This is a genomic window from Endozoicomonas sp. ALB115 (assembly GCF_049310245.1).
Classification (GTDB): domain Bacteria; phylum Pseudomonadota; class Gammaproteobacteria; order Pseudomonadales; family Endozoicomonadaceae; genus Endozoicomonas.
This window is the reverse complement of the sequence record NZ_JBLYZG010000001.1, coordinates 98578-118756: the sequence shown is the minus strand read 5'-3', so window position 1 is coordinate 118756 and position 20179 is coordinate 98578. Positions and strand designations below refer to the sequence as shown.

The following is a 20179-nucleotide window of genomic DNA, read 5'->3' as shown; positions in this document are numbered from 1 at the left end:
CTAACCATTAACAAAGGAAAATCACCATGACCGACCGCTACCTGCACGGGGTACGAATCATTGAAGATGATTCCGGTGCCCGTCCTATTCGCACGGTAGCCTCCAGCGTCATTGGCATCGTTGGCACAGCGCCCGATGCTGAGGGCGCACTGGCGGCAACTGGCGTGTTGGGCAGTGGCAATAGTGCCCTGCTGTTTACAGCAGTTGCCAAGGGCAATACAGGAAACAATATCCGCATCATCACCGAAGACCCGGGCACCGCCAATCAGACCATTGCCGTTACCGTATCCGGTCAGGTAATTCGGGTATCACTGGCCACCGGATCCGACAAAGCAGTAACCACCACAGCCTCTCAACTGAAAACCGCCATCGATGCCAAGGCCGAAGCCACGGCTCTGGCAACGGTTGCTCTGGCAGATGGATCTACCGGCTCCGGTGTCATTCCGGTCACCAGCTTTTACCTGGGCGGTGGTCAGGATGATCCGTTTCCGGAAGGTGTGCCGGTTGCCATATCAGCCAGTGAAGTGGGCCGGATCAAAAAGCTGGGAAGCTCCGGAACCCTGCCATGGATCATGGAAATCATTGGTCGTTTTGGTGGTCATTTGTGCATTGTCGTTCGTGAGACAGAAGGCGATACCGAAGCGGAAACCCTCACCAATATCATTGGCTCCAGTACCACGGGCCGTGGGTTGTGGGCATTGCTGAAAGCTCAGAACAAAACCGGATACAGCCCTCGGATTATTGGCATTCCCGGCTTTTCTCAAGATCAGGCGGCGGCCAATGAGATGATCACCGTGACTGAACGGCTTCGGGGTTACTGCTACATCGACAACGTCAACAACGTTAACTACGACAATGCCATCAGCTACCGCCGAAAGTTTGGTACTGAGTTTGGCATGATGCTCCATACCTGGTGGCGTGAGCGAACAGCAACGGGTGGCGAAGTACACCGCCCCTTCTCCGCCTATGCCCTCGGACTGCGAGCAAAAAGCGATAACAGCAATGGTTGGCACACCACAATGTCGAACCAGCCGGTTGTCGGTGGACTGGGGCCAGTGCTGGATATTGACTTTAAGCTGAATGACCCGAACACCACGGCCAACCGCCTGAACGAAAACCATATTGCCACGGTAGTGAATACGGGCAGTGGTTATGTGCTCTGGGGCTGTCGAAGCCTGACAGAAGACCCGAAGAAACTGTTCGAAAACTGGGGCCGAGCCAAAGGCATTATTTACGATTCACTGGTTGAGGCGCACCAGTGGGCGATGGATCGCAACATCACCGCCACCTATGTGGACGATGTGCAGGCCGGTGTGCAGAACTTCCTGAATCGACTCCGTGCCACCGGTCATATCCTCAACGGATTGTGCTGGGCCGATGCGGAACTCAATTCACCTGACTCCATTGCTATGGGGCAGTTCTTCTGGAACTTTGATTACATGGTGCCACCACCGGCAGAGTCGCTCAATTTTGTCGCGCACCCCCAGAACTTTGACTATCTCACGGAGGTGATCAGCAATGGCTAACGGAGTGTATGAACGTCAGGGCGTCTTCTCGAAAGACGGTTACGGGTTTATCGGGAAAAGCACCGAATTTACCCCGCCTGCTATTGAAGAGGTGATGCAGGAACACAACGCCGGTGGTGTGGGTGGTACGCTGGAAATCCCCATGGGCAGAGTGTCCAACATGGAAGCCACCTGGACACTGAAAACCGCTGATGCTGATGCCTACAAAGCCACCCACCGCAACAACGTGGGCATCAAGTACCGGGCATCTGCCGTGGATGACGACGGTAATGAAGTGCCGATTCGCTATGAGCTCTGGGGGCGGATTACCCGTTCTGAAGAGTCCGCCAAATCACCGGACGGTGAAAGCACCATTACCGAGCGTATGCACGTTACTGCCTACAGCAAGTATGTGAATAACGAACTGGTGCGGGAGATTGATATCAAGGCCGTGGTGTTCAAGCCCGATGGCGGTGAAGATATCTGGTCTGGCATGCGTAAATCTCTCGGAATGTAACCCTTTGCTCTAACCCTTGATCCCATGCTTCCGCGTGGGAATGCCTCCCCTAATTTGATCTGCACTCCTGCCTTGCGGGAGTGAGGTACCTATATGCTGGATACTGTTTTTCAAGAGAACCTGGAACACATCCCACTAACAAGAGAATACAACCTCGAAGCAGGACGCTTGAAAGCCGTCGATATGCGTGAACCGACCACCGGGGATATTCGCAAAGCATTGCAGGCTTCCCAGAAGTTTCAGGGCGATGTGGAACTTCGGGACATTGCCAAAGAACAGTTTCTGCTCTGCGAGCTCACCGACCTGACGCCCAACGATATCGACAAGCTGGCGGCCTGCGACTATGAACGTTTACAAATTGGCCTGCTGATTCTCCGTGCCGATCCGGACAACCGCGCCAAGCTGAGACGGGAATACGCCCTGGGGGAAAACGCGCCTTCGGATTCAGAGCCGGCGACATCGGAAGGCGATACTACCAACTCCGTGCCGGACGCCATTACGCCAATTTCGGCTTTACCATAAAGTACCTGCCCGACCCCGGCCTGCTGCGCAAACAGCTATTGATTTTGAACAGCTGGACCCACTGGTCAGAACTCGAATTGATGAACATGCCCCTTTCCCGCCTGCGCTGGTGGCTGGACGGTTTGCCTAAAAAAGAGGACAAGTGATGGCACAGAAGCTGGCCCTGAATATTGGCATCGGCGCGACGGTGAACAGCTCTCTGGGCAAGAGCTTTGATCAGGCCCAGAAAGAAAGTGAAGACCTGGGCAAGAATTACGAAAAGATCAATAAACAGCTGGCCCGTACCCGTGAGGTTAAAAAGTACGAAAGCCAGCTGAAGAAATTGAACCAGCGCATTGCCGAAGGCAAAGGCGATACGCTGGCCATGAAGAATGTTCAGACCCGCCTTGAAAAGCAGCTGAAGCAATCCCAGCGAGCCGCTAAAAATGCCGGCGTGGATATTCGTAATCTTTCCAGGGAAGAACAGCGGCTGGCATGGCAGGCCAAGCAGACGGAAAAGCAACAGGAAGCCCTGAACCAATCGCTGGCAAAAACCGCCCGCATGGAAAAACTGCGCGGGGTTGGTCGCAGTGCCATGGGTTATGGGCAAGGCACCATGGTTGGTCGTGGTGTGTCGGCTATGGGGGGCAGTGCTGGCCTTGCGGGTGGTTTGGGATTAGCCGCAACGGGTATTGGTGCGGTTGGTCTGGCTGCGGGTGCTGTTGGTACGGCAGGTTTTGCTGCTACCGTTCGGATGGCTGAAAACCTTGATGTGATTGGCAAACGGGCGGATCAGTTGGGCGTCACCACCAAAGCCCTGCAGGAATTGCAATACGCTGCGGATCGTACCGGCATGGGTGGCGATGAAATGATTGATGCGCTTCAGGATCAGGCAGAAAAAATTTCCGAAGCCGCAATGCTGGGTACTGGTGAAGCGGTTGATGTATTGGCAGCTCTTAACCTGAATGCCGGTGAACTCAATAAGTTAAGCCCTGATCAACAGATTATGAAAATCGCGGATGCCATGAAGCAGGTACAGAACCAGAACGATAAACAACAGCTGGCAATTAAGCTCTGGGGAGGGTCGGCGGCCAAGATGGTCAATACCATCAAGGGTGGTTCGGAAGCATTGCAGGCACTAAGAAACGATGCAGACATTATTCCTGATCATGTTATCAGAAACTCTGAAACCTTTGGTGATGCACTGCTGGATATCAAGAATACAATTGGTGCTGTTTTTGCAATGGTAATGGGGCCTGCTTTGCCATGGCTAACGAAACGAATGGAAGAACTGAGAGGATGGATAAAAGCCAATCAGGGTAGCATCGAGGCATTCTCAAATGGAGCCGGACAACTGTTCAGCGTGCTATTCCGTATTGGCGGGCTGATTTATAAAACCATAGCTCCCGGTTTCAAATTGCTGTGGACGATTATTTCTCCTGTGATTGAAGCACTTGGAATTATGGTCGAAATGATGGTCACTGCTGCCGAGAAGGTAGTCGAGTTCAGAGATGGATTTTTAGGTAGCATTCCAGTTATTGGTGATCTTTTTGGTGGTGATGATTCTGTTGCTTCGGGCAGTGCCTTACCAGAGCGTAAACCAGTGGGTGGTAACACTACCAACTATTCCCCATCTAATTCCATGGTCATACAGACCCAACCCGGGCAGGATCCGGAGCAGATTGGCAATATCGTTATGCAGAAAATGGACGAGCGTGACCGACAGCAGGCAAGACAAAGCCGGGGTTTTATGTTTGATATGACACCGGGCATGATTTAAGGATTATTTTCCAATGATGCAGATACCCACCGCCCAACTCGGGCGGTTTGCTTTTGGACTGGATACCGCCAGTGTTGATTCTATCAACCGCAGCTGGTCTTTCAGATGGGCAAGCCAGGATCGGCTTGGGTTAAACCCTGCCAAACAGTTCACTGGTCTGGGTGATCAGACCCTGAGCCTGTCCGGCATTATCTTCCCGGGTGAAATTGGTGAAGCGTATTTTGTGGAAGAGATTGCCAAAGAAGCGGGCAAAGGTAACCCGCTGTTATTGGTCACCAATATTAAAGACGTTGGTCAGGTATTGGGGTACTGGTGCGTAACCGGTTGTCAGGAAACCAGTGGTAACCTCGATTATCGCAACCAGGCACGAACCATCAGCTTCAGTTTATCTCTCAGTTTTTACGGTGACCGCTATGGCAACAGCGCAATACAGAACGCAGTCGGGTGATTGCCTGGATTTGATCTGTTTGAAGTATTACAACCGCAATGATTCAGTCACCCTGCAAGCCTTGATCCGACACAACTACTGGCTGCGGGAACAACCTGCCATATTGCCTGCCAACTTATTGATTGAACTGCCAGACCTGCCTAAACCAGAACCGGCATCCGTGAAGCTCTGGTGAAAGAAGGCTGATTAATGACCCCCGTATATGAAATCAACGCCAACAGCGCCAGAATCACCGAGGCCATCCGCAGCCGATTCAAAAGCCTGAGTATTACCGATGCCGCCGGTTATGAATCCGACCAGTTAACGTTAGTACTGGAAGATACACCCGACCCGATCACCGGCCAATTGATTGAACTACCCACCAAGGGCGTGATGCTGGAAGTGGCACTTGGCTATCAGCAAGGCGACAAAGCCTCAGTTATTCCGGCAGGCCGCTGGATCGTGGACGAAGTAGAACCCTCTGGCGGTGTGGGTGGCAATATCATCACCATAACCGCCAATGGTGCGAACTTTACCAGCGCATTGAAAGAGAAAAAAACACGAGCGTGGAAAGATATTGACCTGCCCGGCATTCTGGAAACCATTGGCAGTGAACATAAACTGACGGTGAAAGTGCAGGAGCAGTTTAAAAAAGTCGTGTTTGATCAGCTGGATCAGACAAGCGAATCCGATATCAACCTGATCACTCGCTTGGCGAAAGATCACGATGCACTGGGTAAGATCGTCGGGGATATTCTGGTATTCAACCCTCGCAACAGTGGTAAGAACAGCAGTGGTCAAAACCTGCCAACAGTGGCGCTGGGATATCCTGGTAACGTCAGTATATGGCGACTGAATCAGCCAACCCGAACCAAGTACGGTTCTGTGGCTGCCAAGTGGTATGACGTGACCAATTCCCAATACTTCACTGAAAAAGTGGGAGAAGGTGAACCGGTGTTGAATATTGAAAAGATTCACGCCAACCAGGCACAGGCAAAAGAAGCCGCACAATCGAAACTTAAATCCAGCAAACGTAGCGATGCCACATTGAGCCTGTCAGGGCCGGTGCCATTTGGTACTTTGCTGTTGGCTGAAACGAATCTGAATGTGTTCGGTATTCGGAAGGAAGCCAATGGCCAGTGGCGGATAAACCGTTCGCAACTGACCATGACTACAGGTGGGTTTAACTATTCGCTGGAGGCGGTTAAGCCTGGTGATTAATCAGCGCCGTCATTCCATGTCACATTGTCAGTGTTGTAATCATAGACAATCCTGCCAAATGACCGGTACTGCTCGTTTCCTGTCACACTTTTTTCTTTTGTTACCAGGCGAAGGCTGATTGTAAGCTCTTCCTGCTTGGGATTTATCCCCTCACTAACTAACGCATCAATATAAGTTTGAATAGCTCCAGCCGAATAGGACTGGGAAAACTTCAGATCGTTATCAAAATTCTCTGGTGCGGTATCTGTGATGTGTATGTAGTATCGAGAAACATCCACATCACGGGTGAAACCATTTTCTGTCACGACATCTGGCAACTGTGTCAGTGCTGTCATCGTCTCTACAAGCTGCTGATTAGCGACAGCTGCCTGTTGTTCAGCCACTTTCTTCTCTTTGTTTTCCGGCAGCATGCTACCGATAAAAGACAACACCAATAGAACGGCAATGCCGATGCCCCATTTTTTTGCTTTACCCATAATGCAGATCCTGATTGATGAATATCACAGAAAATAATGCCACCTGTACTATGTACTAACAAGAACGTACAATCCCCCATCCGTTTAGCAATCTGCTCACAATCCATACGGTATAAGGGCTACACTCATTTAGCCAGCCAACCAGCCAACCAGCCAACCAGCCAACCAAGATTACTCTATTCTGATTGCTCGCCCATACGAGATAAATTATGAGCGACAATCACACCGAGCCAGAACTCTGGCCCGATCAGGACAACGATGATTTAACCAAGGTCATTGATATGCTGAAAACCATGGAAAAAGCCACAGAAGACTTTACTGCCAAAGGCGGATTCCGAACGGCCAGCCTGGCACTGGAAAGCCTGGTTAACCGAAACGAAAAGAGAAAAAAGTCACTGAAAAAAGAGGTGGAGCCGGGCGCTTAGTAAAGCCCTAATGCAGCCCCTTTGCACTTTCGCGTAAACGCTCTTGTATGGCACAAAGACACCCGGCACAGAATGCCAGTCGTCCTGAAAGATGACGTCTCCATTAGCAGGTTACTAAGCCTGATCAGGTGACAGACGCCATTATGCCACACAAGAGCGACTTCGCACTATATCGAAACCCCACCTCAAATTCATGGGCTGCCATCATGTTTAAGCCATTAATACCCTGGATTGGTGGCAAACGAAAACTTGCACCGTACATTCTGCCACTGTTCCCCGATCACACCTGTTATGTTGAACCGTTTTGTGGTGCTGCGGCCCTGTTCTTTATGAAAGAACCATCCGAAGTGGAGGTGCTGAATGATATCAATGGCGAACTGGTGAACCTCTATCGGGTGGTTAAAAACCATTTGGAAGAGTTCTACCGTCAATTTAAATGGGCATTGAGCAGCCGCCAGAATTATCAATGGTTACTGGATACCAAACCAGAAACCCTGACAGATATTCAGAGAGCCGCAAGATTTCTCTATCTGCAAAAGCTCGCTTTTGGTGGCAAGGTGAGTGGTCAGACCTTTGGCAGCAGTGCTACCTCGAGGCCGAGGTTCAACATTTTTTCTCTGGAGCAGGATCTGGCAGATACTCATTTCCGGTTATCCAATACGCATATAGAACACCTCCTCTGGGAGAAAGTTATAGACAAGTATGACCGGCCAGGCACCCTCTTCTATTGTGATCCACCGTACTGGCAAACCGAAGGGTATGGGGTTGAGTTTGATTTTGAGCACTATGAACGAATGGCAGCGCTGGCCAAAACGATGAAAGGAAGGATGATCATCAGTATCAATGACCATCCAGATATCCGGTCGGTATTTTCCAACATGTTTCTCAAAGAGATTGACTACCAATACACCGTCGGCGGAGGTGGTCGGCAAAAAGACTGCGTAGAGCTGGTGTATGGCAACTGGCAACCCAACGAGCACCTGACGGGACAGGTTAGCCAGCAGGCATTTGAGCTGTGACGTTATTCCATAATTCCTCGAGTACGCAAAGCGGTAATAGCCATTTGTACCAGGTTTGCACTACGCTTATTATCCTTACCATCCCGATACCTGAAGATAGAAAACAACAATTCCGCTTCAAATAACAATTCTTTGCTGCTGGCTCCCTCCTCTACTCGTTTTTCAAAAAAAGCCTCAATGGTATCCGATCTCAGCATTAGGAATGTTGTATCTTCCAGAGGTTTGAAATGGTCAAGCGCCGTTTTAAACACCCCGACAAACTCCCCAATGGTTCTCAAACTGCATTCGTCATCGTAGGATTCAAATCGTTGATCAAGCCGCTGGACAATCCCGTGGAGCGTTCTTTTTGTATTTTCCCGCTTCATCAATAACTCAATCTTGCCCGCCCACGCCTCGGCTTCCGGTCGGGTTTTAAACGTTTTGGACTTTGAAACCTGCTTGCCTTCTTTCCAGATCCGACACACTGCTTTTATTTTTATACTGCCATCCGCTTGAACAATATCCACAAAGGTTGCCATAACCCGCCCCCACCTGACGCAATAAATAACTGATCGGTTAGACCTTCAATCCCATGATTAAATCCCGTATCGACCAGAATTGAACTGGGCATATGTACCACGATGTGTAACAAGCGCTGATTTTTGGTACACAATGACATAACTCTGACATAAATTTCTGCCCAGAATAGGCTTAAATATACTTGTACAACCGTACAGGCATAGTCTGCAATTGCAGACATTGACACCTCTCAAGCCATTGATACATAAGAAAAAGGCAGACAAAAAGAAACCCGCGCTTCTGGGGGAAGAAGACACGGGCTAAGACCATTAGGAGTGAAACATAGGTACACAATCCAAGTACCAAGGTCATTACTGACCTAGACTGATCTGTTCGTAGGGGGAAGTCGATCAAACCAGCATCGTAAGTATGATTCAGAATCAAAATACGTCCATTGAAGATTAAGATCATTTTATAATATTAAGAGAAATTCAAAGAAATCAATAGCTCACGGCTCACACTCGCCATTTGGGCGTGTGATTTTAAGCAAGGAGAACCACTCTCAAAACATGAGGACACAGGCACCGATTCATGAACTGAGACGGAGCGAACTCTGGGCAGAATACCCAGAGCTATAAGAATCAGGAAACAGGGGTATTCATCTGTTCATATAAAGTATCGCAACGCTGTGCCAATGCCCGATCAATAGCCAGCACGCCACTGCCCTCATCGGATTGATGGGTTCCCCAGGCAATAGTTACCTTGCCCCACTCAATAACAATTCGCGGATGGTGGACATGAGATTCGGCCAGACAGGCAATGGCGTTACAGAATGCCAAAGCTCGAGAGTATTTTTTAAAGTCGAAGGATTTTTCAATATGATCAATGCTGTCATACTGACAGGAAACCCAGTCATTCATACGTGCACTCCTGTTATTGAATAAAAACCGAAATTCAGTCTAATTCAAATATAAGGGGATGGCATCAGAAATGCAGGTATGCAAATTGTCTGGTCATGCTGTGGAGAAAGTGCACAGACCCTGCGAGGCAGTCTATACCTGCAAGAAGCTTGCGGTGCCTTACCGGCAACAACCCAAAGCACGGGGTAAGCGGTTGCCGGATGCCTACTGAACTGCCAGGAGTCACCAGTAATCCAGGTTAGGAATTACGCCTTCTCAGTTTCTGCTTCAGCCTCTTCAGACTTCAGCTGCTCAAGCTCCTGAGTTGCAGTATTCAGCTGCTGGGTAAGCTGCTTTTGTTTGGTTTTCAGACCACTGTTTTCACCAGTAAGCGTGCGATTCTGTTCCTGAAGACGCTTGATCTGCTTCTTCATTCGATCAGGATTGCTGGCTCTCAGATCTTTCAGTTCATTTTCCATGTTTTTCAGCTGGGCAGCAGCTTTTTCAGCTTTCTTCTCGGCAGTTTCCAGGCGCGATTTGAGCTGGCTTACTTCCCGATTGTGTTGCTCTGTAATTTCAATAAGAGCTGCCAGGCGTTGCTGTTCAATGATATCCATTTCACTGCTTGTATCAATGCTTCCGCCCATGCTCAGGGTACCCATAGATTCGATTACCTCCGGGGAGTTTTATAAGATAGGAATTAATAAAAAGCTTCCACCAGCGCGAGAGTTACGCACTGAAGCGAGAGAAATATTAAGAAGATATGAGTTATTCTTCATTAAGCGGCTGGTTAAAAGCAGAATATCAGTAGACTAGGTGGCGGAGTCTAATACATAAAAAGACATATTGAAAGGCTTATCTGAAAAATGAACAGATAACTTTGCCTGTCCAGGGAATTTTTTACCAAATTGCAGCCATACATGGCCAACTTGCAAATTCATGGGCTAAGCCCGGGTTATAGGGTATTCTGATGGGAGCAGTAATCCTGATACCGCACCAATGCACTCAACAGCTTGATAAAACAACACGTTAGACAATGCCTGAGACAATAACACTTTTGCCGGACCATGTTATCAGCTTTCCTCCCCTTGAGCATGCGCTTAAACAGCCGGACGGGCTTTTGGCTATTGGGGGCAATCTTGCGGTGGACACTTTGGTAATGGCTTACCAGCAAGGCATTTTTCCCTGGTTTAATGAGGGCGATCCTATTTTATGGTGGTCACCCTCCCCACGAATGGTGTTGAAACCGGGAGAGCTGTATTTATCCAGATCATTACGCAAGCTGCTGCGAAAAGAGCTCTACCGGGTTACTTTTGATGACGACTTTGCAGCGGTTATAACGGCCTGCTCAAGTATCCGCAGGGACTCAGAAGGAACCTGGATTACCGATGAGATGATTGACGCCTACACAGCTTTGCATGATGCCGGGCATGCACACTCTGTTGAGGTCTGGCAAGAAGACAGGCTGGTTGGAGGGCTTTATGGGGTAGCTCAAGGGCGAATTTTTTTCGCGGAATCCATGTTCAGCCGAGAGAGCAATACTTCCAAAATCGCCATGGCAGCCCTTTCTGAACAACTTTTAGCCTGGCAGTTTGAACTGATTGATTGTCAGGTCTATTCAGACCATTTGGACTCTCTTGGGGCAAAATTGATTTCAAGATCCAGATTTGTAGATTATTTGGACCGCTATTGCTCACAGACACCTTCCTGTTCAGACTGGAAACAGGAATGGCAATGGAATGACCTTCGATAATGAGCCAGTACAAAAATATCAAATTTTATGCCACACAACCCCATGAATGCAGTTACCTGCCAGAGGAGCAGGCAACCACACTATTTATGGATCCGGAAATTCCGCTGAACAAAGAGTTGTGCAGTGATCTTGCCGACGTTGGGTTTCGACGAAGTGGCCAGCATATTTACCGCCCACACTGCAACCGCTGCAGGGCCTGCATACCGGCAAGAATCCCTGTAGATGCCTTTCAAATGAGAAGAACGCAGCGAAAGACCTGGAATCGCAACTCTGCACTCAGGGTTGCCAAGGTGTCTGCTGACTTTCAGGATGAGCATTATCTGCTCTATGAAAAGTATATCAATCAATGCCACCAGGATGGTGATATGTATCCTGCAACGATTGACCAGTACACCTCTTTTCTGGTTGAAAGCACCGAATTTACCGCATTTTATGAGTTCCGTCTGGACGGACAACTGCTTGCAGTATCGGTGGTAGATCATTTACGCAGCAGTCTTTCCGCAATTTACACCTTCTACGATCCGGATTGCTCACAACGCAGCCCTGGTCGATATTGTATTTTATGGCTTATCGATCATGCCAGAAAACTCGGGCTACCCTATCTCCATCTGGGTTATTGGATCCGGAAATGCCAGAAAATGAATTACAAAATCGAATACCGCCCTCTGGAGCTTTATGTCAGTCAGGAATGGCGACAACTGAAATAATACGACTGACAGTAAAGGGTGCTTTGCTTTACCAATTGTTTTCAGGCAGAATGCCCAACAAATTTAACCAAGCCGTACCAACCCCTTTGAGGTAGTTATTTAATGGCAAAAGAAGAGAGTCTGGAAATGGAGGGTGTCGTTATTGACACCCTTCCTAATACGATGTTTCGTGTAGAACTGGAAAATGGCCATGTTGTTACCGCGCACATCTCCGGAAAAATGCGCAAGAACTACATCCGCATTCTGACTGGCGACCGGGTAAAGGTAGAACTGACGCCATACGACCTGACGAAAGGCCGTATCACTTACCGTTCTCGCTAACAGCGGTGCTCACCCCTGAGCACCTACCCGCTGTCTTCTAACCTGCCCCACCATCAATTGCCTCCAGATCGGAAGCACGGCTTTTCGCTGCCTCAAACTTGAGGTACAACTCTCCCTTGCGAACGGTTACTTTTACATTACCACCATGCTCGGCAAGCTTTCCGAACAGAATCTGTTCCGCCATGGGCTTTTTCAAGTGTTCCTGAATAACCCGCCCCATAGGCCTTGCACCCATCTGGCGATCAAACCCTTTCTCCGCCAGCCAGCTGCGAGCCTTGTCATCAACATCCAGCTGCACGCGCCTCTCATCCAGCTGAGCCTGGAGTTCAGTGAGGAATTTATCAACCACATGCTTGATAATTTCATCATTGAGTGAGGCAAAAGGAATAATGGCGTCCAGACGATTTCTGAATTCAGGCGTGAAGGTTTTCTTAATGGCCTCATTGCCGTCAGTGGTATGATCCTGCTCAAGAAAGCCCATGGAGCTTCTGGTCATGTTTTCAGCACCGGCATTGGTGGTCATGATCAGAATCACATTTCTGAAATCAGCCTTACGACCATTGTTGTCCGTCAGGGTGCCATGATCCATAACCTGCAGTAACAGGTTAAACACATCGGAGTGGCCTTTCTCTATTTCATCGAGCAACAGCACACAGTGCGGCGTTTTATTGATGGCCTCTGTTAACAGACCGCCCTGGTCAAACCCGACATAACCCGGGGGTGCCCCTATAAGGCGTGAGACAGTGTGGGCTTCCATATACTCAGACATATCAAAGCGCACGAGCTCAATACCCAGGGCCTTTGCCAGTTGGCGACAAACTTCTGTTTTGCCGACACCGGTTGGTCCGGAAAACAGGAAGGAGCCAACGGGTTTTTCAGGTGCCTTGAGGCCTGCTCTTGAAAGCTTGATAGCAGTGGATAATGAAGTGATCGCCTCGTCCTGTCCGAACACCACCATTTTCAGATTGCGCTCAAGCTTGCCAAGCAATTCCTTGTCAGAGGAAGAGACAGACTTTGGCGGAATCCTGGCCATCTTGGCGACAATCCTTTCCACATCATCGACATCAATAACTTTTTTCCGTTCGGACTCAGGCTGAAGCCGCTGATACGCCCCTGCTTCATCAATAACATCAATGGCTTTATCGGGCATATGACGATCATTAATGTAGCGGTCTGCCAGTTCGGCCGCCGCTTTCAGGGCTTCATCCTGATACTTGATAGCATGATGCTCTTCGAATTTCTTCTTCAGTCCCAGCAGTATCTGGAAGGTGTCTTCAACGTTGGGTTCGACAATATCCACTTTCTGGAATCTTCTTGCCAGTGCCCGATCTTTTTCAAAGATCCCACGAAACTCCTGGAATGTGGTAGAACCGATACAGCGCAGCTCGCCGGAAGTCAGCATTGGCTTCAGAAGGTTTGAGGCATCCATCACTCCGCCAGAAGCTGCACCTGCACCAATGATGGTATGAATTTCATCGATAAAGAGAATCGCATGATCCAGTTTCTTGAGTTCACTCAGTAACTGCTTGAAACGCTTTTCAAAATCACCACGATACTTGGTCCCGGCCAGAAGCGAACCCAGGTCAAGGGAGTAAACAACAGCCTTGGACAAAACCTCAGGCACGTCACCATCAACAATCCGACGGGCCAGGCCTTCAGCAATGGCCGTTTTCCCTACCCCGGCCTCGCCAACCAGCAAAGGGTTGTTTTTCCGGCGACGGGTAAGAATCTGGCAGACCCGCTCTACTTCTTCAGCCCGACCAACCAGGGGATCAATTCTGCCAAGACGCGCCTGATCATTCAGATCAGTGGCATACAGTTTGAGGGGGTTCTTGCTGCTGCCACCACTGTTGCTCTCCGGCTCCATATCATCAGACAGATCATGACCAAGCTCTTCGAGCTCCTGACCCGGCGTCTTGGATATTCCGTGGGCAATAAAATTAACAACGTCTATGCGGGCCACATCTTGTTGCTTCAGGAAGTAGACAGCCTGGCTTTCCTGCTCACTGAAAATAGCGACCAGTACATTAGCACCGGTCACTTCCTTTTTACCGGAGCTTTGCACATGAAAAACAGCACGCTGCAGTACTCGCTGAAAGCCAAGTGTTGGCTGCGTTTCACGCTCATGGTCATCGCCGGGGATTAATGGGGTCGTTGAGCTGACAAACTCAGTGAGGTCCTGGCGAAGTTTATGAAGATCAATTCCGCAGGAAACCAGGACTCTGGCTGCGGATTCATTATCAAGCAAAGCAAGTAAAAGATGCTCAACCGTCATAAATTCATGACGATTATCGCGGGCGTCTTTAAATGCATTATTCAGTGTTGCTTCGAGGTCTTTGTTAAGCATATGGTGTAACCTTGAAAACGCTAATCGGCCTTTTCTGTCTTGCACAGCAGGGGATGGTCGTTTTCTCTGGAATATTCATTAACCTGCTGAGCCTTGGTTTCCGCGACATCCTTGCTGTATACACCACAAACGGCTTTTCCCTGGGTATGTACCATCAGCATAATTTGAGTCGCCTTCCCTTCTGGCATACTGAAAAACTTCTCCAGTACCTCAACAACAAAATCCATTGGTGTAAAATCATCATTCAGGAGCAAGACCTGATACATGGGAGGGGGAGCCAGTCTGGTTTTTTCCGGAACGACTGCAACGCTCAGATCACCTTCCTGTTCCTCTCCCTCTTTTTGCAAGCTTAGACGAAACAGTTCGAGATTACTCATGGTTTTATGACTGCCAACCTTCGATTTGTAACTTAACTGTCTGGTAACCAACAGCACACTCAGGGCACCGCAAGTATTTACTACTGCCAATCATAAAAGCTAATCATAAAAACAACGAGCACAAAATACTGATCGGCACGGTTTACAGACATTTGATGACAGAAGATAAATTAGTGCACACCTACTAAGAAATTGACAAATTTGCCAGGATTTCTCTTCTCATTCTAAAGATACTGGAGCAAATCACAATGACCGACTTTCGAAAATTGATCGGGCGACTCACAACAACAGGAGATAAACGTGGAAAGTACAATAAAAAAAGGGGGGATAAAATATTAAAGCCGGAAATGAATTTCCGGCTTTAACTGATGAAAAGTTAACTGAAAACTTACATGTGGTTAATTATTTCATCGGCAAACTCTGAGCACTTGACTAACGTTGCACCCTCCATCAGTCGCTCAAAATCATAGGTAACGGTCTTGGCACCGATAGCACCATCCATACCCTTGATAATGAGATCTGCCGCCTCACTCCAACCCAGGTGTCGAAGCATCATTTCAGCAGAAAGAATGACGGAACCCGGGTTTACCTTATCCTGGCCTGCATACTTTGGAGCAGTACCGTGGGTGGCTTCAAAAACGGCCGTTGGCGCACCGATATTGGCACCAGGAGCAATACCGATACCACCTACCTGGGCAGCAAGCGCATCAGAAATGTAGTCACCATTCAGGTTCAGGGTGGCAATGACATCATACTCTGCCGGGCGCAGGAGAATCTGTTGCAGGAAAGCGTCAGCAATCACATCCTTGATAACAATATCTTCACCGGTATTCGGGTTTTTGACAGTATGCCATGGACCACCATCCAGAGGCTGGCCGCCAAAGTATTCAACAGCTGTCTGATAGCCCCAATCCTTGAAGGCACCTTCCGTAAACTTCATGATATTACCCTTGTGAACCAGGGTAACGGATTTACGGTTGTTATCGATGGCAAACTGAATTGCCTGCTTCACCAGACGTTCGGTGCCCTCTTTTGAAACAGGCTTGACCCCAATACCACAATCTTGCTCAAACCGGATTTTGGTAACGCCCATGTCATTGCGCAGGAAGTTGATCAGCTTTTCGGCTTCAGCACTGCCAGCCTGCCACTCGATACCTGCATAGATATCTTCCGAGTTTTCACGGAAGATCACCATATCCGTTTTTTCCGGCTCTTTTACCGGGCTTGGCACACCCTTGAACCAGCGCACAGGACGAATGCAGGCGAACAGATCCAACTCCTGACGAAGAGCCACGTTCAGCGAGCGAATACCACCACCAACCGGCGTTGTCAGTGGGCCTTTAATGCTGACAACATACTCTTTGAGAGCCTCAAGTGTTTCTTCCGGAAGCCAGGTGTTATCGTCGTAAACCTGAGTAGCCTTCTCACCGCAGAAAACCTCCATCCACTCGATTTTGCGCTGCCCTTTGTAGGCATTCTTCACAGCAGCATCAACAACTTTCAGCATTGCTGGTGAAACGTCAGCACCAATACCGTCACCTTCAATATAAGGTATGACAGGGGTATCGGGAACATTCAGGGAGAGGTCCTCGTTGACAGTGATTTTGTCACCGTTGGCAGGCACCTTGATCTTTTGGTATCCCATTATCAACTCCGTTCTCTAATCATCGGTTTAGCCAGATCAAAGACTGGTTCAACGCTTCTTGTCGTTATTTAAAGCATGCAGCCATATCCAACAGCAGTGTCAGCAGGATAAAAGCACTGCTGACAACGGCAAGCTGACCGCACAAAAACGCGTATACCATATACCATCCTTAGCCAGGAATAAACGAAGTTTTGTTACAAAAGCGAAACCGCCATCTGCGTTTACCACTATAAATTTCCATCGGTATGGCGCTTATTTAGCGGGAAAGGTAAAATGGCCAGCTATTTTTGACAGGTGGCAGTATACCCCAGTGATAAAACATCCCTCCCAAACCAAAGTGATTGTTGGCATGTCCGGCGGTGTTGACTCGTCCGTATCCGCTTTGCTTCTGCAACAGCAGGGCTACCAGGTGGAAGGACTTTTTATGAAGAACTGGGAGGAAGATGACGGGTCTGAATACTGCACCGCAATGACCGATCTGGCCGATGCCCAGGCCGTCTGTGACAAACTTGGCATTCATTTACATAAAGCCAATTTTGCCGCTGAATACTGGGATAATGTTTTCGAACATTTTCTCAATGAATACAAAAACGGCAGAACTCCGAATCCGGATATCCTGTGCAATAAAGAGATCAAGTTCAAAGCCTTTCTGGATTACGCATTCACCCTCGGCAGCGATTACATAGCGATGGGGCATTACTGCCGTCGTGTGGATCGTGATGGTCATAGCTATCTGGTGAAAGGGGTTGATAACAGTAAAGATCAAACCTACTTCCTCCATGCGGTAAGCGAACAACAGATTGCCCGCACTCTCTTTCCGGTCGGTGACCTGGAAAAAACTGAAGTTCGACGCATTGCCGAAGAGCACGGTCTGATCACCCATAACAAAAAGGACAGCACCGGCATCTGCTTCATCGGCGAGCGCCGATTCAAGGACTTTTTGCAGCAGTACCTGCCAGCACAACCTGGCGTTATTGAAACGGAAGATGGCAAGGTGATTGGTGAACACTCGGGTTTGATGTACCACACCATTGGCCAGAGACAGGGGCTTGGGATCGGCGGACTGAAAAATGCCGATGAAGCGCCCTGGTATGTACTTGATAAAGACCTTGAAAGAAATGTGCTAATCGCTGGCCAGGGCAAGGATCACCCCCTGCTCTTCTCAGATAGCCTGACCTGCTCGCACATCGACTGGGTTTCAGGAAAAGCGCCACAGATGCCCTGTCAGCTCAAGGCAAAAGTGCGTTATCGCCAGCAGGATCAGGATTGCACGCTTACCCAGGAAGCCAGCGGTGATTACCGGGTTATCTTTGATCAGCCGCAACGGGCAGTTACCCCGGGCCAGTCGGTGGTCTTTTATGATGACCTTTATGGTGAGAATGTTTGCCTTGGCGGCGGTGTTATTGAAACACGAACACAAGCGTCAGCTTGACCTTCACGAACCTGAAAATCTTATCAACGACAACGGAAATCCCAGAGAAGAAGATTGGTGCGATATTCTACAAAGGACCAGGCGGCGGCATTATCTGGCGTGTTCCAGGCCGCAGAGTTGGTAGACAAGCTGGCCAGGACCGGGCAATGGAGTGAAGAGGCTCTGACCCCATCCATCCACAGTATTTTTGTCACCTCACCGGATGATGTCTCCCAAGTTTACGGTGGTTTCAATGGTCTGTCCAAGGGGCGAAAAACCCTGGAGTCCGTGTTAAGCAGGGACAGCTCCGCGATTCAGGGGGATGTTATCCGCTATGCCCTGGCCCTGATTCACATTGAGAAAAAGCTGAGTCGTAACCGGAAGATGCTGAACACCATCGGTGAGCGTCTCAACAGAACCAAAGAACAGGTCGAACATTTTGGCATGCTGCATGACAATGTGATTGCCAGCCTGGCCAGCATCTACCTGGATACCATCAGCACCTTTAAAACCCGGATACAGGTGGCTGGCGATATGCGTCACCTGCAGAACCCGGTTAACGCTAACCGGATCAGAGCCATCCTGCTAGCCGGTATCCGCTCTGCCGCCCTCTGGCGTCAGTGTGGTGGCAGTCGCTGGCACCTGTTCATCAGCCGAAGCAAGTTACTTGATGGCCTCAAGCGACTGTAATAGCTGAATTTCAAAGGGCACTTCCCGGTGCCTGACCCATCCACTGCATCGGAAAACTGCCTGTGATCTCCCTCCTGATCAGCATTCTGCTTCAGGCCAACCGGCCAATGATTAGAATCTGACAGAGGGATCCGTTATCATGCGCCCTTTTCCCCCGAGCTTAAGGCATAAAACATGGAGCTGAATGCACTGACCGCCGTCTCTCCCATTGATGGACGTTATGGTGATAAGACCCAATCCCTCAGAACCATTTTCAGTGAATATGGACTGATCCGCTTTCGGGTTGCGGTGGAGGTTCACTGGTTGCAATCTCTGGCCAGCCATTCTGCCATTACCGAGGTTCCGGCACTGTCTGAACCAGCCAGCCAGTTGCTGAACAGTCTGGTCAGTAGTTTCTCCATGGCCGAAGCTGAGCGGGTGAAAGAGATTGAGCGCACCACCAACCACGATGTGAAAGCGGTGGAATACCTGATCAAAGAGCGCTTTCAGGGTAATGATGAGCTGTCAGCGATCAGTGAGTTTGTCCATTTTGCCTGCACATCGGAAGATATCAATAACCTCGCCCATGGCCTGATGCTGAAAACCGGTATGAGCGAAGCCGTGCTGCCTGAGATGCGTAACATCATCACAGCCATTGAACAGCTGGCCAGGACCCATGCCGACCAGCCCATGCTGTCCAGAACCCACGGCCAGACCGCCTCCCCGACCACCCTGGGCAAAGAGATGGCCAATGTGGCTTACCGCCTGAAGCGTCAGCTGAAACACATCGAAAGCATTGTCCCCATGGGAAAAATCAATGGTGCTGTCGGCAACTACAATGCCCACCTGTCGGCCTACCCGGAAGTGGACTGGGCTGAACATGCCGAGCAGTTTGTTACCAGTCTGGGTCTGGAGTGGAACCCCTACACCACCCAAATCGAACCCCACGACTACATTGCTGAGCTTTATGATGCCATCTGTCGTTTCAACACCATTCTGATCGACTTTGACCGGGATGTCTGGGGCTATATCTCTCTGGGGTATTTCAAGCAGAAGACGGTTGCCGGTGAGGTAGGCTCTTCCACCATGCCCCACAAAGTCAACCCGATTGATTTTGAAAACTCTGAAGGTAACCTGGGCATCGCCAACGCCATTATGCAGCATCTTGCTGCCAAACTGCCGGTGTCCCGCTGGCAGCGCGATCTGACGGACTCCACCGTGCTGCGCAATATGGGCGTTGGTCTGGGTCAGAGTCTGATTGCATACGCGGCGACCCTGAAAGGCATTGGCAAGCTGGAAGCCTCCCCTGCCCGTCTTCAGCAAGACCTTGATAACGCCTGGGAAGTGCTGGCAGAACCCATTCAAACCGTCATGCGCCGCTATGGTATCGAACAGCCTTATGAAAAGCTGAAAGCACTGACCCGTGGTCAGGAAGGCATTACCAAAGCGACTCTGGCAACGTTTATTGATGGTCTGGAGCTTCCTGCCAATGTAAAGGCCGAGCTAAAAGCGCTGACACCAGCCACCTATGTTGGTAATGCGGTAGAGCAGGCTCTGGCTATTTAACACTGACAAATAGTCATCAAAAATAATGTTAAAGAAGATCAGGGAGAATCGTTGACCCAATAGAGAAAACGCTCTCAATTAACCAGCTAACCGGTTGATTGAGAGCGTTTTTATT

Annotated in this window: 23 protein-coding genes; 16 read left to right on the top strand and 7 right to left on the bottom strand. The window is 49.4% G+C overall.

What is annotated here, in order from left to right; all coding sequences use genetic code 11:
• Window positions 1-26 precede the first annotated feature (26 nt).
• The 7 genes from ACO6VE_RS00500 (at window position 27) to ACO6VE_RS00470 (ending at window position 5951) form a co-directional block, all read left to right on the top strand.
• Window positions 27-1526 (top strand): phage tail sheath subtilisin-like domain-containing protein, encoded by a 1500-nt coding sequence (locus ACO6VE_RS00500; protein WP_422459127.1) that lies wholly within the window; start codon window positions 27-29, stop codon window positions 1524-1526.
• A complete protein-coding gene (locus tag ACO6VE_RS00495; RefSeq protein ID WP_422459125.1) occupies window positions 1519-2022 on the top strand; it encodes a phage major tail tube protein in 504 nt (167 codons plus the stop codon). Before ACO6VE_RS00500 ends, ACO6VE_RS00495 begins: the two co-directional genes overlap by 8 nt.
• Window positions 2023-2115: 93 nt before the next feature.
• Complete coding sequence (locus ACO6VE_RS00490; RefSeq protein WP_422459123.1) at window positions 2116-2544, top strand: phage tail assembly protein; 429 nt, start codon at window positions 2116-2118, stop codon at window positions 2542-2544.
• 145 nt (window positions 2545-2689) lie between these two features.
• Entirely contained in the window at window positions 2690-4303 is a 1614-nt protein-coding gene (locus ACO6VE_RS00485) for a hypothetical protein (RefSeq protein ID WP_422459121.1), read from the top strand.
• A 13-nt stretch (window positions 4304-4316) separates the two neighbouring features.
• The gene (locus ACO6VE_RS00480; protein ID WP_422459119.1) at window positions 4317-4751 is read left to right on the top strand and encodes a phage tail protein; all 435 of its coding nucleotides are present in this window, start codon (window positions 4317-4319) and stop codon (window positions 4749-4751) included.
• Window positions 4752-4770: 19 nt separating this feature from the next.
• Window positions 4771-4926: a hypothetical protein gene (locus ACO6VE_RS00475; RefSeq protein ID WP_422459117.1), complete on the top strand. Its 156-nt coding sequence runs from the start codon at window positions 4771-4773 to the stop codon at window positions 4924-4926.
• Window positions 4927-4940: 14 nt separating this feature from the next.
• Window positions 4941-5951: a contractile injection system protein, VgrG/Pvc8 family gene (locus tag ACO6VE_RS00470; protein ID WP_422459115.1), complete on the top strand. Its 1011-nt coding sequence runs from the start codon at window positions 4941-4943 to the stop codon at window positions 5949-5951.
• Here the strand turns inward: ACO6VE_RS00470 and ACO6VE_RS00465 are convergent.
• Window positions 5948-6427 carry a hypothetical protein gene (locus tag ACO6VE_RS00465; RefSeq protein WP_422459113.1) on the bottom strand — a complete coding sequence of 160 codons (480 nt, stop codon included), beginning with the start codon at window positions 6425-6427 and terminating at the stop codon, window positions 5948-5950. The genes ACO6VE_RS00470 and ACO6VE_RS00465 overlap by 4 nt on opposite strands.
• A gap of 209 nt (window positions 6428-6636) precedes the next feature.
• Between ACO6VE_RS00465 and ACO6VE_RS00460 the strand changes: the two genes are divergently transcribed.
• Window positions 6637-6852, top strand: coding sequence for a hypothetical protein (locus ACO6VE_RS00460; protein ID WP_422459111.1), 216 nt, complete (start codon window positions 6637-6639; stop codon window positions 6850-6852).
• 206 nt (window positions 6853-7058) lie between these two features.
• The gene (locus ACO6VE_RS00455; RefSeq protein WP_422459109.1) at window positions 7059-7871 is read left to right on the top strand and encodes a DNA adenine methylase; all 813 of its coding nucleotides are present in this window, start codon (window positions 7059-7061) and stop codon (window positions 7869-7871) included.
• 2 nt (window positions 7872-7873) lie between these two features.
• Here ACO6VE_RS00455 and ACO6VE_RS00450 read toward each other — a convergent pair whose 3' ends face one another.
• Together ACO6VE_RS00450 and ACO6VE_RS00445 are read right to left on the bottom strand one after the other, a co-directional pair.
• Window positions 7874-8389 carry a hypothetical protein gene (locus ACO6VE_RS00450; protein WP_422459107.1) on the bottom strand — a complete coding sequence of 172 codons (516 nt, stop codon included), beginning with the start codon at window positions 8387-8389 and terminating at the stop codon, window positions 7874-7876.
• A 621-nt stretch (window positions 8390-9010) separates the two neighbouring features.
• Window positions 9011-9289, bottom strand: a complete 279-nt coding sequence (locus tag ACO6VE_RS00445; RefSeq protein ID WP_422444940.1) for a 4a-hydroxytetrahydrobiopterin dehydratase — start codon at window positions 9287-9289, stop codon at window positions 9011-9013.
• An 85-nt stretch (window positions 9290-9374) separates the two neighbouring features.
• On the opposite strand from ACO6VE_RS00445, the gene ACO6VE_RS00440 reads away from it, so the two are divergent.
• Window positions 9375-9500 carry a hypothetical protein gene (locus ACO6VE_RS00440; protein WP_422444942.1) on the top strand — a complete coding sequence of 42 codons (126 nt, stop codon included), beginning with the start codon at window positions 9375-9377 and terminating at the stop codon, window positions 9498-9500.
• Window positions 9501-9534: 34 nt separating this feature from the next.
• Here ACO6VE_RS00440 and ACO6VE_RS00435 read toward each other — a convergent pair whose 3' ends face one another.
• On the bottom strand, window positions 9535-9915 hold the full coding sequence (locus tag ACO6VE_RS00435) for a hypothetical protein (protein ID WP_422459105.1): 381 nt from the start codon (window positions 9913-9915) through the stop codon (window positions 9535-9537).
• A 389-nt stretch (window positions 9916-10304) separates the two neighbouring features.
• Between ACO6VE_RS00435 and aat the strand changes: the two genes are divergently transcribed.
• From aat to infA, 3 genes are all read left to right on the top strand, one after another.
• On the top strand, window positions 10305-11021 hold the full coding sequence (gene aat, locus ACO6VE_RS00430) for a leucyl/phenylalanyl-tRNA--protein transferase (protein ID WP_422444944.1): 717 nt from the start codon (window positions 10305-10307) through the stop codon (window positions 11019-11021).
• The gene (locus tag ACO6VE_RS00425; RefSeq protein ID WP_422444946.1) at window positions 11021-11728 is read left to right on the top strand and encodes an arginyltransferase; all 708 of its coding nucleotides are present in this window, start codon (window positions 11021-11023) and stop codon (window positions 11726-11728) included. Before aat ends, ACO6VE_RS00425 begins: the two co-directional genes overlap by 1 nt.
• 102 nt (window positions 11729-11830) lie before the next feature.
• Window positions 11831-12049 carry a translation initiation factor IF-1 gene (infA, locus tag ACO6VE_RS00420; protein WP_020583463.1) on the top strand — a complete coding sequence of 73 codons (219 nt, stop codon included), beginning with the start codon at window positions 11831-11833 and terminating at the stop codon, window positions 12047-12049.
• 37 nt (window positions 12050-12086) lie between these two features.
• Here the strand turns inward: infA and clpA are convergent, their stop codons facing one another.
• From clpA to icd, 3 genes are all read right to left on the bottom strand, one after another.
• The gene (gene clpA, locus ACO6VE_RS00415) at window positions 12087-14396 is read right to left on the bottom strand and encodes an ATP-dependent Clp protease ATP-binding subunit ClpA (protein WP_422444949.1); all 2310 of its coding nucleotides are present in this window, start codon (window positions 14394-14396) and stop codon (window positions 12087-12089) included.
• 20 nt (window positions 14397-14416) lie between these two features.
• Entirely contained in the window at window positions 14417-14773 is a 357-nt protein-coding gene (clpS, locus tag ACO6VE_RS00410; RefSeq protein ID WP_101748546.1) for an ATP-dependent Clp protease adapter ClpS, read from the bottom strand.
• Between the two features lie 388 nt (window positions 14774-15161).
• On the bottom strand, window positions 15162-16418 hold the full coding sequence (gene icd, locus ACO6VE_RS00405) for an NADP-dependent isocitrate dehydrogenase (protein ID WP_422459103.1): 1257 nt from the start codon (window positions 16416-16418) through the stop codon (window positions 15162-15164).
• 310 nt (window positions 16419-16728) lie between these two features.
• Here icd and mnmA point away from each other — a divergent pair, with 310 nt between their 5' ends.
• From mnmA to purB, 3 genes are all read left to right on the top strand, one after another.
• Window positions 16729-17850, top strand: coding sequence for a tRNA 2-thiouridine(34) synthase MnmA (gene mnmA, locus ACO6VE_RS00400; protein WP_422459101.1), 1122 nt, complete (start codon window positions 16729-16731; stop codon window positions 17848-17850).
• Between the two features lie 57 nt (window positions 17851-17907).
• Entirely contained in the window at window positions 17908-18519 is a 612-nt protein-coding gene (hflD, locus tag ACO6VE_RS00395; protein WP_422444953.1) for a high frequency lysogenization protein HflD, read from the top strand.
• Between the two features lie 174 nt (window positions 18520-18693).
• Window positions 18694-20064 (top strand): adenylosuccinate lyase, encoded by a 1371-nt coding sequence (gene purB / locus ACO6VE_RS00390; protein ID WP_422444955.1) that lies wholly within the window; start codon window positions 18694-18696, stop codon window positions 20062-20064.
• Window positions 20065-20179: the final 115 nt, after the last annotated feature.